This window comes from Thermoleptolyngbya oregonensis NK1-22 (assembly GCF_032705245.1).
GTDB lineage: Bacteria > Cyanobacteriota > Cyanobacteriia > Elainellales > Elainellaceae > Thermoleptolyngbya > Thermoleptolyngbya sichuanensis.
Genome location: NZ_CP053540.1, coordinates 5,093,204 through 5,106,663, shown reverse-complemented (window position 1 = coordinate 5,106,663; position 13,460 = coordinate 5,093,204). Strand labels below are relative to the sequence as shown.

14 protein-coding genes are annotated in these 13,460 nt (G+C 56.6%); 9 read left to right on the top strand and 5 right to left on the bottom strand.

Annotated features, from left to right (window positions below; all coding sequences use genetic code 11):
• Positions 1–109: 109 nt before the first annotated feature.
• Together rpmA and rplU are read right to left on the bottom strand one after the other, a co-directional pair.
• A complete protein-coding gene (gene rpmA / locus HNI00_RS21255) occupies positions 110–382 on the bottom strand; it encodes a 50S ribosomal protein L27 (protein WP_205370756.1) in 273 nt (90 codons plus the stop codon).
• A 94-nt stretch (positions 383–476) separates the two neighbouring features.
• Entirely contained in the window at positions 477–890 is a 414-nt protein-coding gene (gene rplU, locus HNI00_RS21250; RefSeq protein ID WP_316789280.1) for a 50S ribosomal protein L21, read from the bottom strand.
• Between the two features lie 213 nt (positions 891–1,103).
• Between rplU and HNI00_RS21245 the strand changes: the two genes are divergently transcribed.
• Both HNI00_RS21245 and HNI00_RS21240 read left to right on the top strand, forming a co-directional pair.
• On the top strand, positions 1,104–2,693 hold the full coding sequence (locus HNI00_RS21245) for a hypothetical protein (RefSeq protein WP_316789278.1): 1,590 nt from the start codon (positions 1,104–1,106) through the stop codon (positions 2,691–2,693).
• A 413-nt stretch (positions 2,694–3,106) separates the two neighbouring features.
• Positions 3,107–3,388, top strand: a complete 282-nt coding sequence (locus tag HNI00_RS21240; protein WP_172357649.1) for a hypothetical protein — start codon at positions 3,107–3,109, stop codon at positions 3,386–3,388.
• Between the two features lie 370 nt (positions 3,389–3,758).
• On the opposite strand, the gene HNI00_RS21235 is transcribed toward HNI00_RS21240, so the two are convergent.
• Positions 3,759–4,151 carry an AbrB family transcriptional regulator gene (locus tag HNI00_RS21235; protein ID WP_316789276.1) on the bottom strand — a complete coding sequence of 131 codons (393 nt, stop codon included), beginning with the start codon at positions 4,149–4,151 and terminating at the stop codon, positions 3,759–3,761.
• Between the two features lie 1,080 nt (positions 4,152–5,231).
• On the opposite strand from HNI00_RS21235, the gene HNI00_RS21230 reads away from it, so the two are divergent.
• From HNI00_RS21230 to HNI00_RS21200, 7 genes are all read left to right on the top strand, one after another.
• Entirely contained in the window at positions 5,232–6,047 is an 816-nt protein-coding gene (locus HNI00_RS21230; protein WP_316789274.1) for a YaaW family protein, read from the top strand.
• A gap of 54 nt (positions 6,048–6,101) precedes the next feature.
• Positions 6,102–6,326 (top strand): hypothetical protein, encoded by a 225-nt coding sequence (locus HNI00_RS21225; RefSeq protein ID WP_228721640.1) that lies wholly within the window; start codon positions 6,102–6,104, stop codon positions 6,324–6,326.
• A gap of 172 nt (positions 6,327–6,498) precedes the next feature.
• Positions 6,499–7,812: an efflux RND transporter periplasmic adaptor subunit gene (locus HNI00_RS21220; protein WP_316789269.1), complete on the top strand. Its 1,314-nt coding sequence runs from the start codon at positions 6,499–6,501 to the stop codon at positions 7,810–7,812.
• A complete protein-coding gene (locus HNI00_RS21215) occupies positions 7,809–8,990 on the top strand; it encodes an ABC transporter permease (RefSeq protein WP_316789267.1) in 1,182 nt (393 codons plus the stop codon). Before HNI00_RS21220 ends, HNI00_RS21215 begins: the two co-directional genes overlap by 4 nt.
• A gap of 148 nt (positions 8,991–9,138) precedes the next feature.
• Positions 9,139–9,471, top strand: a complete 333-nt coding sequence (locus HNI00_RS21210; protein ID WP_316789265.1) for a c-type cytochrome — start codon at positions 9,139–9,141, stop codon at positions 9,469–9,471.
• 181 nt (positions 9,472–9,652) lie between these two features.
• Positions 9,653–10,843: an NAD(P)/FAD-dependent oxidoreductase gene (locus tag HNI00_RS21205; RefSeq protein WP_316789262.1), complete on the top strand. Its 1,191-nt coding sequence runs from the start codon at positions 9,653–9,655 to the stop codon at positions 10,841–10,843.
• Positions 10,844–11,134: 291 nt separating this feature from the next.
• Entirely contained in the window at positions 11,135–11,779 is a 645-nt protein-coding gene (locus tag HNI00_RS21200) for an HAD-IA family hydrolase (RefSeq protein ID WP_316789261.1), read from the top strand.
• Between the two features lie 285 nt (positions 11,780–12,064).
• Here HNI00_RS21200 and HNI00_RS21195 read toward each other — a convergent pair whose 3' ends face one another.
• Together HNI00_RS21195 and HNI00_RS21190 are read right to left on the bottom strand one after the other, a co-directional pair.
• Positions 12,065–12,619, bottom strand: a complete 555-nt coding sequence (locus HNI00_RS21195) for a DUF4231 domain-containing protein (protein WP_172357663.1) — start codon at positions 12,617–12,619, stop codon at positions 12,065–12,067.
• 30 nt (positions 12,620–12,649) lie between these two features.
• Complete coding sequence (locus tag HNI00_RS21190) at positions 12,650–13,417, bottom strand: hypothetical protein (protein WP_316789257.1); 768 nt, start codon at positions 13,415–13,417, stop codon at positions 12,650–12,652.
• Positions 13,418–13,460: the final 43 nt, after the last annotated feature.

Below are 13,460 nucleotides of genomic sequence, written 5' to 3'. Positions count from 1 at the left end.
GACGCTTGACCTCAGAGGCTTTTAGGTTGCTAGGAGAACACGAGCAAGGGCGATCGCCCCGCCAGAGTTCTATCTCAATGCTTAACTCGATGCTCAACGACTGATCACACTAGGCAGACGCGGTTTCCGCTGCCGGATACACGCTCACCTTCTTGCGGCTCTTGCCCTTGCGCTCAAACGTCACCACGCCATCAATCAGCGCAAACAGGGTGTCGTCGCTGCCAATACCAACGTTGAAGCCGGGGTGAACCTTGGTGCCGCGCTGACGCACCAGGATGCTGCCTGCGGTCACGGTTTGCCCACCGTAGCGCTTCACGCCAAGGCGCTGTGCATTAGAGTCGCGGCCGTTGCGAGTGCTGCCAGTCCCTTTCTTGTGTGCCATGATTCCTGCCCTTCTCTAAATCAACAAACTTAATCCACAAACTCAATCCACAAACTCACGTCTCAAAACTAGAAACTGCGCTCCAGCTTCCCCTCTAGGCTTCTGCGTCGTCTGCCGCAGGTTCCGAGGCAGGTTCCACAGGCTCAGTCGCCTGAACAACTTCTGTTTTCTTTGCAGCGGCCGGAGTCGCGCCGCCCAGGTTAATCGCGTCGATCATCAGGCGGGTCAGATCTTGGCGATGGCCTTGCTTCTTGCGGGTTTTCTTTTTGGGGCGCATCTTGTAGACGATGATTTTGCGGGCCCGCAGATGGCGCATGACAGTCGCTTCGACAGTTGCCCCAGCCACCAAAGGCTGACCCACCGAAATTTCGCCATCGTTTTCAACAAACAGCACCCGATCCAGGGTGACTTTTTCGTTTTCGCCCACATCCAGGCGGTTCACGTCGTAGAACCGGCCTGGCTCTACCCGCAGTTGGGTTCCACTCGTTTCGACAATTGCGTAGGTCATTTTCGTAAAGCGATCGCCGTACAGGCCGCATCAGGGAAAGGCGTTGAGCCATGTCCTTTGTGCTGTTTGGAACCTGATCCGAGCGCATAAACAACAGTTAACCATTCTCGCTAAGAATCCGCCAAAGTGTCAAGTTCGCTTTCGTTTCCACCAGGGGATCTATAGTAAATGAGTAATGCGGTGCGAAGAATCGCGTCTGAACGTGACAGCGCTATGATTGCTGGCAATTTCATCTATCGCGGCTTAAAAAACGGCTTGATTCGGCTTATAAAGCTGCACTCGGTTAAGGGGCACTTGGGCTGGGCAGCGGGGTCGGCGCTGGTGGTGCCGCTGTGGTCGATGCCGATTTTGCCTGTGGAGGCGTTTGAGATGGAGGCGATCGCCCCTCTGCCGCCCCTGATGCCGCTGCTGTCTACGGTAAGCCTGCCCCCCGCTTCGGCAGATCCACCGCCCGATTCGCCCCAGTATTTACCGAATTTCCCTTCCTTCAACAGCCAGCGGCTTGACCACCAGATTCGGCTCTATTCGCACTACGTGATGACCGAGGGCACGCCCGACGTGCTGATCATCGGCAGTTCGCGGGCGTTGCAGGGCATCGACCCGGCGGTGCTGCGACAGGCACTCGCAGAACGGGGCCGCCCCAACCTGCGGATTTACAATTTCAGCATCAACGGCGCGACGGCTCGCGTCATGGATCTGGTGGTGCGCCAAGTGCTGCCGCCCGACCGCCTGCCGCGGCTGATTATCTGGGCGGACGGGCTGCGGGCGTTTAATAGCGCCAAGGCGGACGTGACGTTTAATGGCATCGCATCTTCAGCAGGCTATCGCCAGTTGGCGGCGCGTGTGCGGACGATTCCGCCGGAGCCTGTGCCCGCGTCGCAGGCGATCGCCGACGAGCAGCCGCCCGAAATTTGCCTGGAGATTCCGCCGATTCCGGTACTGGCAAAGCCTGTGGGCAACCCAGCGGTCCCCGGCGCAACGGCGCAAGCCTCGCCCCCCGCCCCCACGACCGCGCGATCGCCCGCTGCAACCACTGGGCAAGTCACGGGGCAAGTCACAGGGCAAATTTCTGGGCAAATTTCTGAGGGCGATCGCAAAGAAGAAAAAGGTCAAACGCCTCACCTAGAGCCTGTTCCATCCTCCTCTGTAGATTGGTCGAATCCCGACGCGGCGAACTTTTTCCTGGATCTTCAGTCCACGCTGACACCATTGCAGGTGGTTCCTGAGCTGACCGATCCACAGCGGGCGTTTCCGGGGGATGCGCTGCTGGCGGAGTCGCCTGTCTGTCTATCGTTTCTCGATCCAACGCTGCCCGCGCCGAGCCAAGTAGCCTCGGTGGTGGTGTTGCCCGATGTGCCTGCAAATTCGGGACTGCGGGCGGATGGCTTCGAGGCGATCGCCACCCAGTTCAACCCCGCCACGTATTACCGCCAGTTTCCCCGCGTTGCGGGCCAATACGACAGCAACTACACGCCGTTTCAGCTTACTGGCTCCCAGACCCAGGCGACGGTGGCGCTGGCCAGCTATGTGCGCGATCGCCAGATTCCCCTCGTATTCGTCAGCCTGCCGCTGACTCAGGACTACCTCGATCCGCTGCGTCGTCGCCGCGAGCAGCAGTTTCGCCAGCATATGCAGCAGATCGCCACCCAGCAGCGGTTTCTCTTCCGCGACCTGAGCCTGCTCTGGCCCACGCGCAATCAATACTTCGCTGACCCCAGCCACCTGAATCAAGATGGTGCCGCAGCGGTCGCTCGTCACTTGGCCCAAGATCCGAATATTCCCTGGCCATCGCCCCAGCCCTAATCTGAGAGCGTTGTGGGGTTCCCAGCAGTTTTTCCAGCGGTTTATCGGATTTGTGAAGCCCGTCTGTGTAAAGTAACGGCCCGCAGGGCGATCGCCTTCTGTAAATTTCGGGTGGAGGAGGGCGATCGCCCCTGTTGCCATCTCTGGGAAACCGGGCACACTAGACCTAGAGATTCGTTACAGCCAAACTGTAAAATTCGCAATCCTACTGGGCAATCCTACTGGCTTCTCATGACACAGGTTCAGGAAATCTAGAGCCTGAATCCGCTCAAACTCTGTTCAAACTCTCTGGTTCCAGGATGTTAGACCCAACTGATCTGGTCTAGCGTACATTGCATCCTTAGAGATTCACCTTTGAAAGTGCGTCAAAGTGCATCTTTGAAGATAACCCCCACAATTCTGCAATACACGCCATGCCCCAACATCAAACGCTTTTATCCAGTGTCAAACCCAGTGTTAAACCCAGCGTCAAACAGCCAGCCGCAGTGTATCTGGCAGAGTTTGCCTACTTGGGCACAACCGAGCTAGCCGATGAACTGCTCATTCAAGCCGAATCTGCCAAGCAAGCAAGACGTTTCGCAAAAGAATACGCCGCCCATTGGGGCATTGAGTTATTTGCGATTACCCAAGCAACTAAGCAGCAAGTCCGCCTGTATCGACTGCTGGGCAGATCCGTTTTGCTGAGTGCAGCCTGAAGACGATTCGTGCATCAAGATTGGGGCATCAGCGGGCATCAGATCAGGCATTAGATAGGGCGCATTAGACAGTGCGGCGATTGCCTCGCAAGGATGACAATGAAAATGCGGCAAATGAGTGAGGAAATCTCATCTGCCGCACTAATGGAAACGATCCTAGGGACGACTGAGCGAAGGGGGCTGAGCAAGGCATACCTGAGAACCCCCGTCCATCAATCCTTGATCACATCAACCCTTGATCAATCGGAGTATGCAATCGAAGTGTGAATAGAAAGTGCCTGACCTAACTGCCTGACGACCCGAAATCTTGGGTAGAGGATTCACGGTCAGGAAGTTCGGTGTCAGGAAACCCTGATTGATTAACCTGAGGCTACTCTTCAACTACGCCGTCTTCATCGATTTGCTTTAGGCGAATATGCTTTCGCCCAAGAGAAATCTCAAACTCGTCTCCGGGCTGCAAATTCATCTGCTTAGTGTAGGCAGAGCCAATCAGCAAGTTTCCGTTAGACTGCACCGTAATGCGATAGCTGGCGCTGCGTCCGCCGCGACCATTTGCCGCAGATTTGCTGTCTAGCTCGATTCCCTCAGCATCAATCAACGCATTCAGGAATTTCATCATGTTGACCCGCTCTACACCATTTTTAGTAACGGTATAGTATCCGCACTCCCTAGCCTTCTCTTCCTTGGTAAGGTTTTCCAGTTGCTTCACCTTAGCCAACAGAGATTCTCCTGTCAGTGGCTCGATCTTCTTTTTTCTACTCATTCACTTAAACTCTAAAACGAGCGACTTAGAAACATTGCGCCTTGCCTAGCCGAAGACCCCATTCATCTGGAACTTCTATTCAGGACATTGCTCTAGCTTTTGACTTCACAGCGTTTGCCTGCTAGCTGAAGCATACCCTCTATGCCCTGTGCAAGGATCATGATATTCACATCCTTCACTTGCTTTAGACCTGCCTCAGAAACGCTGTAGCTTGCCCCCATGTTACAACGAGATAGATAAAGCCATACATTTTTCTAAGCAGCGTTCGAGAAAGCTCATTGCACTCTGGCGCTAGAGCGATTTCACCTTCTGATCGCGGCTAAATGTTTAGCCAAACCATTGCTTGTTAGCAGTTGTCCATATAGATGAGCCATTCATTAACCCATCTATATAGACGATGAGTTTATATCAAATAACGAGTTTGGAACCAACTTTTTTGACAGGGCTTGTGGGCAAATTGAATGCAACCCGTTTGGTCATCTTCAGGAGGACCGTGGACAGCCTGGGGGTTGCAATCAGAAACCTGCTTGAGATCGGTGCATCAAGATAGCTTCTGAGGCAGATATCTCCGCTTACTTGCATGACTGACTGGCTGAACGGAATCGACTGGCTTTATGAGCGGAGTCACTGCTAGCAATCTCTGCGCGAAGGTACATCCCACTTTTGTAACCCTCACCCTCAATCCCCTCCCAACGCGAGAGAGGGACTTCCAATCCGGCTCCCCTTCTCCCCAAAAGGGAGAAGGGGCTGGGGGATGAGGGCAAACTTGCAGAACTGGAATGCGTCCCAGCGCGATCGCCCCCTTCTCTATCTCAGGGCAAACACAGACTCAGGACGCGAGAAGGTGAGGGAGGAATCGTCCCATGCAGCACGGTTAATATCCGGGGGTTTGGCAATTCTTCATAGAACTACGCCAAAACCGGAGCCTGCCAGATAGAATCAGGTCAGTGCAACAGCAGTTAGGGTTCTTTAGTTAGGATTCTTTATCAGGCTCTTTTTTGTAGAACTCTTTGTCAGACTTTATATTGTCAGACTTTGATATTGTCGGACTCTTTGTTGAACCGTGGGGGAGGAGGCAGCGTGGACGAGCTAAGGGCAGCGTTGGAACTGGCGACCGAAGAGGAATTGGAAGTGCTGACTGAGATCCTGTTCTGCCGCAAGCTGAACCCGCTGGACTATGTGTATACGCCCGACCCCGTGGCGGTGTGTAGCCAGGAGCGCGATCGCTGGCTGAGCGATTTGGAGCAGCGCTTTCGGTTTTTGGCGGCGGACGGGATAACGGTGTTGCAGGGCAAGACGCGCCACGTCACCTATCGCCAGGTCTTGATCCAGATTTGTCGCTATCTGCGAATTCCCTATTCCCTCAGCCTGTCCACCGCAGAGCTAGAAGCGGAGATTTTTCTGACGTTGCTCCAGCGGGCGTGGCAGCAGTTGCCCCCGGCTGAGCAGCGGGTATTAAACAGCGAATTGCAGGAGTCGCTGTCCCATTCTGAGCTAACTCGCCAACTTCCGCCGTCGCTGCAAACCAACCCATCCAGCCTGCTGATGAAGGGCGGTAGTGCGCTGGCGCTGAGTGCGGTGGTGCGGCCGTGGCTGCTGCAAATGATGGCGCGTCAGTTTACGCTACACGCGGCGACCTACCAAGCAGCAAAACAGGCCGGCGGGGCGATCGCCAATCAGGTTGCGGTGCGGGCTGCCTATCGCGGCATGGCCGCCAGCGCTGCTCGATATGGGGCTGTGCGCTCGGTGCTGGCGGTGCTGGGGCCAGCGCTGTGGGCCTGGTTCTTTGCAGATTTGGGCTGGCGGGCGATCGCCACCAACTATGCCCGCGTCATCCCTGTCGTCTTTACCCTGGCTCAAATCCGCCTGATTCGTGCCGCCGACTGCCCCGCCTAGACCCGCCCCTCCTCGTTAAGAGACCTAGTTATCTAAGCCATCATTAAAGCCATCATGTTGACCCTGGAAGGAACTGTTGAAAAATCTACCCTTGGCATGGGCGCGTGGGCGCTGAAGACCGAGCAGGGCACCTATGAAATCATGAAAAACGCGCCAGAGGGCTTGCTGAAGGCGGGTCAGCAGGTGCGCGTGACGGGCAAGGTTCGCGACGATGTGATGTCGATTGCCATGATTGGCCCGGTTTTGGAGGTGAGTGGGTTTGAGGTGATGGGATCTTGAGGGCGTGGGATCGTAGCAGGATTGCTGGAGGACGCGGCTTTCTGGTTCTACCCCCTTCCGTTCATTGGCCCTAGCTCCGGAATCCCGGCTGCTTTTTGTGTAGTTAGTAAATATTCTCATGTGATATCGAATAGAGATATCATTAGAGCGATCGCCCTTTAGATTTACTGCTATGCTCCAGCCTCCTCCGGTTGCATCTCCCTCCCGGTCTACCCCTCCTGAAAAGTCGGTTTATCGCTTCAAAGCTGGGTCGCGTCTGATTTTAACTTCGGGCGCATTGGCGCTGCTGAGTTTGGGTGGGTGGGCGGTGTATGCCTGGGTGGCCAGTCGGGGGCCCGAGCCTGTAGCGGTGCGCCTGTTGACGATAGAGCGGGATACGGTAGAAACCGTCATTAACGAAAGCGGCACGCTGGAGCTGGGCGGGCAGCAAACCTTGCTGTCGCCGCTGGAAGGGGCAGTAGAGCAGGTGCTAGTGGCTCCAGGCGATCGCATCGAGCAGGGGCAAACGCTGATCGTGCTGCGGAATCCCGATCGCCAAACGGCCCTGCTAGAGCAGGAATTGCAAGCTGCAAAGCAGGCAGAAACCCTGGCCCGCAGCCAGATGCAGATTGACGAAGCCAGGGCACAACTGAGCGCCGATCAGGAGCAATTGACGACGCTGCAAGGGCTGGCCAACGCAGGCGCAATTTCGCGGGAACGGGTGCAGCAGCAGGCTACAGAGGTGCGGCGATCGCTGGCAGCGCTGCGGGATGCAGAGACGGCCGTAAAGACGGCTCGATTAGAACTCCAGAGTTTGCAGTTGCAGCAGCGGCGCACCCAGCAGGAACTTCAGGACACCATCATTACGGCACCGAGGGACGGCGTGGTGCTGGGGCTGAGCGTGAAAGACGGGGACGGCGTAGAGCGGCGGACGGAGTTGCTGACGCTGGGCGATCCGCGCCAGGAATTGGTGAAGTTGCAGCTTTCCACTTTGAATGCGGCACAGGTGCGACCCGGACAAACGGCGCGGGTAACGGTGATTGGGCCCGACCCAACGGTGTATCTGGGGCGCGTGGTGGAGTTGTATCCGCAGGCGATCGCCTCTGAGTCTGGTGAGTCCCAATCTGCCCAGACCACCGTGCCGACGACGATTCGCCTCGATCGCCCAACAGGAAGGCTGATTCCTGGCAGTTCGGTCAATGTGGAACTGGTGCTACAACAGCGCCAGAATGCCGTGACGCTGGAGATCGAGGCGTTGCAGCGCAATGGCGCAAATTCGTTCGTCTGGCTGATGGACGGCAACGGACGGGCCCAGCAGCAGCCCGTGGAACTGGGGCTGGAGGGACTGACGGAGGTAGAAGTGACGAGGGGACTGCGGCCGGGCGATCGCGTCATTGTGCCGCCGCCAGACGTGCTGCTGACTCCAGGAATGCCCGTTGTGCCTGCAAACTCGTTAGATGCATCTGGCGGCAACGCGGAACCGGAATCGACGGAGGACGAACCGTGAGCCTTGCGCCAGGAGATTTGCTGATGCTGACCTGGCGATCGCTGCGCGGCAACCCCGTGCGATCGCTCCTGACGACCCTGGGCACGCTGATGGGTGTTGCCGCCGTTAGCGCCACGCTAAACGTCGGCGACATTAGCCGCGCCGTGATTGCCCGCCGCCTAGCCGACCAGGAAGCTCCCCAGGTGACGGCGATTCCAGAGTGGATGGGTGGCAATGATTGGGTGTCGCTTCAGCAGAGCGATATTGCCTACTTGCAGCAGCGCTTGCCTCAGGCGGCCGTGGTCAGCGGGCTAAAGTGGGACGGGCCGAGAGAGGCGCTATTCCGCGATCGCCGCGCCCGGCCCAGCTTCGTTGCAGTAGACACCGACTATCTCCGCAGTTCCGGCAATCGGTTGCAGGCAGGGCGATTTTTTACGTCCGCTGATCTGGCGGCTTACCGTCCGGTGGCTGTGATCGATCAGATGCTAGCAGCATCCCTATTTCAAGACACTCCGGCGGTCGGAGAGCAGGTTTATGTGAATCGTCAGCCGTTCACTGTAGTCGGCGTAATCCATCGCAAGGTCAATCCCGAAAGCACGAATCGAGATGGTCTGTTATTGGTATCGCTATCGTTCTATAGTGCGCTCACGGGCGATCGCGGCATGGATGCCGTGCGCGTTCGTCCCAAGCAGCTTGACCAGATCAAACCGCTAGAAGATCAGATAAAGACGCTGATGCAACAGCGCTACGGGGGACATCGATTTTATACCTGGAATAACGTTGAAGAGATCTTGCAGCAGCAAGACATGCTGAAACTGACTTCCCGGGCCCTGGCGGCCGTCGGCGCAATTTCACTGCTGGTGGGCGGGGTCGGCATTGCTAATATCATGATTGCCGCCGTAACCGAGCGCACATCGGAAATTGGCATCCGCCGTGCCATTGGCGCAACCCAGCAGGAGATTCTGGTGCAGTTTGTGCTGGAAGCAGTGCTGCTGAGTTCGATGGGGGGACTGGTGGCGATCGCCTCGGTTCACGGACTCACGCTACTCGTCGCCCAACAGTTTGACCTGCCCTACCAATTCAACCCCCGCACTGCTACGGTAGCCATGAGTTCTGCCCTGCTCGTTGGCATCGGAGCTAGTCTGTTCCCTGCTCTCCGCGCCAGCCGCCTCGACCCGGTAACCGCGCTCAAGGAATAAGCAGTTGAGCATTCAGGCTAAAATCCTAGGACTTACGCAGTTGGACGATTTCTCGCGGGCGCAGCCCGCGAGAAATCGTCCAAAACTTGGAAAGCTTATCGCAAGTGCGTAAGTCCTGACTCCAAAATCTAAAATCTAAAATTCCAAAATGCGTCTTTTTCTCATCGCGCTGCTGTCTTTTTTACTGGTTTTTAGCCCATCACTTCCCGTTCACGCCGCTGATCTAAAGACGGGTGCAGCCGTGTTCGAGGTTCACTGCGCGGGCTGTCATGTCAACGGGGGCAATATCATTCGGCGCGGCAAGAATCTGAAACAGCCCGCGCTGGAAAAGAACGGCTATGCCACGGTGGAGGCGATCGCCCAAATTGTCGCCAACGGCAAGGCGAATATGTCTGCCTACAAAGACAAGCTGACTGCCGAAGAAATCGAGTCCGTCGCCGCCTACGTCCTCGAGCGCGCCGCCGCTGGGTGGAAATCCTAAGCGTTCCAAAATTTTGACCTGAAACCCCGCCCCTCCAAAACCTGTCAGGACGGACACTCTTGCAATAAGTTTTCTGGGTTTTGAACGGTTTCTCGTGGGCACAGCCCGCGAGAAATCGTTCAACTGCGTAAGTCCTAACCTGCGATATCCTAGGGGTGATGCCCGATTTCAACGTTTACGTATGACCCAACGTTCCGATCGAATCTGCATTCTGGGCGGCGGGTTTGGAGGGCTATACACTGCCCTGCGCCTCAGCCAGTTGCCCTGGACAGACGCAAAGCCAGAGATTGTGCTGGTGGATCAGCGCGATCGCTTCCTGTTTTTGCCGCTGCTCTACGAACTGGTAACTGGGGAACTGCAAACCTGGGAAGTGGCCCCCCCGTTTTCTGAACTGCTGGCCAACACAGGCATCCAGTTTCGTCAAGGAGCCGTTGCCCACATCGATGTCACCGCGCGTCAGGTTCAGCTTCAGGATGGTGCAACGCTGGACTATGACCGCCTCGTGCTGGCGCTGGGCGGCGAAACGCCCCTGACGATGGCTCCTGGCGTAGCAGAACACGCCATTCCCTTCCGCTCGATTGACGATGCCTATCGGCTGCAAGAGCGGCTGAGAATCCTCGAAGCCTCTCCCACCGACCGGATTCGTGTGGCCATTGTGGGCGCGGGCTACAGCGGCGTGGAACTGGCCTGCAAGCTGGCAGACCGGCTGGGCGATCGCGGCCGGGTGCGCCTCGTGGAGTTGGGCGACCAAATCTTGAGAAACTCTCCCAGCTTTAACCGCGACGCTGCGACAAAAGCATTGGAAAAGCGCGGAGTCTGGATCGATCTGGAAACCCAGGTGACCGAGGTGACCGCAGACAGCATCTCGCTAGACTATCGCGGCAAAGTGGACACCCTTCCGGTAGACATTGTGATGTGGACGGTGGGCAACAAAGTGCCAGACTTTGTGAAAAGCCTGCCCCTGCCCCAGACCGAGCGCGGGCAACTCCTCGTCACCCCGACCCTGCAAGTGGTAGACTACCCTGAAATCTTTGCGCTGGGCGACCTGGCCGAGATGAAGGATGCCGACGGTCAAAAAGTGCCTGCAACGGCTCAGGCCGCGTTTCAGGCAGCAGACTATACGGGGTGGAACGTGTGGGCTTCTCTGAGCGATCGCCCCCTGTTGCCCTTCCGCTATCAGCACTTAGGCGAGATGCTCTCTCTTGGCACCACAGAAGCCACCCTCACGGGCCTCGGCGTTTCCCTCGACGGCCCCGCCGCGCATCTCTTCCGCCGCCTCGCCTACCTCTATCGAATGCCCACCTTCGACCATCAAATCAAAGTAGGGCTGAACTGGATCACGAAGCCGATTCGGGATCTGCTGGCAAGCTGAAGGGGGAAAGGGAAGAAGGAAGAACGAAGAACGAAAAGAGAAGAGCGAAAAGAGAAGAGCGAAAAAAGATAGAGATGCTTTTCTGTGTTCTTTCCAACTCCTTGCTTTAGCGCCCCTTAGGGCTGCTTCGCTCGTCTCTCCCCAGCGCATTAATCCGCCAACCCCAACCCCCAACTTTCACCTTCCTTCTTCCCTCTTCGTTCTTCCCTCTTCCTTTTTCGTTCTTCCTTTTTCGTTCTTCCTTCTTCGCTCTTCCCTCTTCGTTCTTCCTCCTTTCATCCCCCCTCCCCAATGCCTCTCCCCAAGGTCATTTTCTTTGATGCAGTTGGTACGCTGTTTGGTGTTCGCGGCAGTGTGGGTGCGGTGTATGCCGATCTGGCCAAGCGGTTTGGGGTGACGGTGGATGCGGCGGCGGTGGATCGGGCGTTTTTCAAAAGCTTTAAGGCGGCAACCCCGATGGCGTTTCCAGGAACCGACCCGACGGAGATTCCCGACCGGGAATATGCCTGGTGGTGGGCGATCGCCGCTGAGACGTTTCAAGAAGTTGGCGTGCTGAACCAGTTTGCGGATTTTTCTGCTTTCTTCAGTGCGCTTTACGACCACTTCGCTGCCGCAGACCCGTGGTTTGTCTATGCCGACACGCTGGCCACGCTAGATCAGTGGCGCGATCGCGGTGTGGAACTGGGCGTGTTGTCCAACTTTGACTCCCGGATTCACAGCGTGCTGGAAGCGCTGGATTTAGCCAACTACTTCTCCTCGGTCACGATTTCTACCGAAGCAGGCGTATCCAAGCCAGATGCCCAAATCTTTCAACTGGCGCTGAAAAAGCACGACTGCCCGCCCGATGCCGCATGGCACGTCGGCGATAGTTTCAGAGAAGACTATGAAGGCGCGACACGGGCGGGGCTGCGGGGCATCTGGCTGAAGCGGGAATAGCCCCTCTCCACATGGCTGCATTGCGAGCTGTATGGCTGCTCCATCCAGTGGAAAATCCCAGTCGAACATCCCAATCGAAAATCCCAAAAATCGCAAATCTAAAACCGAGAATCGCTCTTAGAGGATGTTTGAAAAGTCCTACTGTTTGTAGCAAAGCGTGCAAGATCCCCCTAAATCCCCCTTAAAAAGGGGGACTTTAAGGCAATTTCCCCCCTTTTTAAGGGTTTAAGGGGGGCTAGGGGGGATCTCTGAGTGCTTAACATTACAGGCGATACCTTTTCAAACTTAGAACCCTCTCTGCTGGGCAGAGTCTTCGTGTCTCTTGGCAGTGGCAACGGTCGTTGAGTAGGTTTCTACGTCTTTTTGGATAATATCCTCGACTTGGCTGGCGAAGAAGTCGAACGCCTCTTCATGGGTGGGGTATTGTGTGTATAGCCCGGTCAGTTGAGAAAACTGCCAGCCCTGTGTCTTCAGTGACTCTACGCTGCGGCGGTAGTGTCGCCAGCGTTCGCCGTACTTGAAAAATTCCTCGACTGCTGCACAGGCCGCAACCACTGTGCTGATGCCTACCGTAGACCAGCGGATAATGGCATCTGCCCTGCGGTTATCAACGTTATTTAGGCTCACCAGCACTGGCACCAGCACGCCGCCAATAATCGTGGTCAGCCGCAGCCGATAGTAGCGATCGCGTGCCCTGCCGGCCTTGTTCTCCATCCACAGCACCTGATCCAGCCAGCGCGATCGCAGGTAGTGCTGCTGGGCTTCGTCTAGCTCCAAGGTGTTAAACAAGCTCCCAAAGTCTTGCTTAAGCTGCTCGCGGTAGGGGTCTTTGCTAGCCATAATGCACCCTGGGTTGTGGAGCTAAAGTCCTCATGAGAGGATTTTACTCGATAAAATCTCGTGAATCGCACAGGACAACTTTTCTGAGCTACGCAGATCAACGGCTTGCATCAGCCCTGATGCCACCAGTTTGCGGGCGCGTTCATCGGTGATTTTTCCAGTCAGCGCATCGGCCAGCGCGTCGGCAGTGCGGCCACTGCCTGCCACAACGAGCAGCGGACGGCCCTGCCCTACATTGTGCGACGCATCACTCCAGGTGACTTCGCCGCCGTTGATCAGCACCGTCAGCGAAGGAAAACCATCGGACAGGGCGCTGGCCAGTCGAGCAATCCAGGCAGACTCGTCGCCCCAATAGCGACCAGGCACCAGCACAAAATGGGTATGGTTTGGCTCTAGATTGGCGGCATCAGGGTGGGACGCACGTCCCCCTGGCAAAATCGCCATCTGCTCTGGCGCAATGCCAATGAGCGGAAAGCTGCCGTGAGTGCGGCGACGCGCCTGCCCCATCATCCGCATAATGCCTGTGTCTGTGCCGCCATCAATCACGGCTGCACCGAGGGTTTCCGCCAGGGGCGCTAAAACTTTTACAAAGAGCGATCGCACTTGTGCCTGATCTTCGCGGCTCAGCTTGCCTGCGCCGCCAACCACCACCAGCACAGGCCGCTTTTTGACTAAGCCCAACTGGTCAAGCACCAGGGGCAACTCGCGATCTGCCTCAGCCCGCAGAACAGCCGCCACAGCGCCATCTTCAAACTGGATATCGAAGCGGTTGTCCATCTTGTACACGCTTGAAATCATCGATGGCAGGCTCCGTGTTTACTATCGCACCTGGGAGTTCAAA

Bases quoted from the DNA above. Each gene is read 5' to 3' on its own strand.
- rpmA (WP_205370756.1), bottom strand. From the start codon at position 382: ATGGCACACAAGAAAGGGACTGGCAGCACTCGCAACGGCCGCGACTCT.
- rplU (WP_316789280.1), bottom strand. From the start codon at position 890: ATGACCTACGCAATTGTCGAAACGAGTGGAACCCAACTGCGGGTAGAG.
- HNI00_RS21245 (WP_316789278.1), top strand. From the start codon at position 1,104: ATGATTGCTGGCAATTTCATCTATCGCGGCTTAAAAAACGGCTTGATT.
- HNI00_RS21240 (WP_172357649.1), top strand. From the start codon at position 3,107: ATGCCCCAACATCAAACGCTTTTATCCAGTGTCAAACCCAGTGTTAAA.
- HNI00_RS21235 (WP_316789276.1), bottom strand. From the start codon at position 4,151: ATGAGTAGAAAAAAGAAGATCGAGCCACTGACAGGAGAATCTCTGTTG.
- HNI00_RS21225 (WP_228721640.1), top strand. From the start codon at position 6,102: ATGTTGACCCTGGAAGGAACTGTTGAAAAATCTACCCTTGGCATGGGC.
- HNI00_RS21220 (WP_316789269.1), top strand. From the start codon at position 6,499: ATGCTCCAGCCTCCTCCGGTTGCATCTCCCTCCCGGTCTACCCCTCCT.
- HNI00_RS21210 (WP_316789265.1), top strand. From the start codon at position 9,139: ATGCGTCTTTTTCTCATCGCGCTGCTGTCTTTTTTACTGGTTTTTAGC.
- HNI00_RS21205 (WP_316789262.1), top strand. From the start codon at position 9,653: ATGACCCAACGTTCCGATCGAATCTGCATTCTGGGCGGCGGGTTTGGA.
- HNI00_RS21200 (WP_316789261.1), top strand. From the start codon at position 11,135: ATGCCTCTCCCCAAGGTCATTTTCTTTGATGCAGTTGGTACGCTGTTT.
- HNI00_RS21195 (WP_172357663.1), bottom strand. From the start codon at position 12,619: ATGGCTAGCAAAGACCCCTACCGCGAGCAGCTTAAGCAAGACTTTGGG.
- HNI00_RS21190 (WP_316789257.1), bottom strand. From the start codon at position 13,417: ATGATTTCAAGCGTGTACAAGATGGACAACCGCTTCGATATCCAGTTT.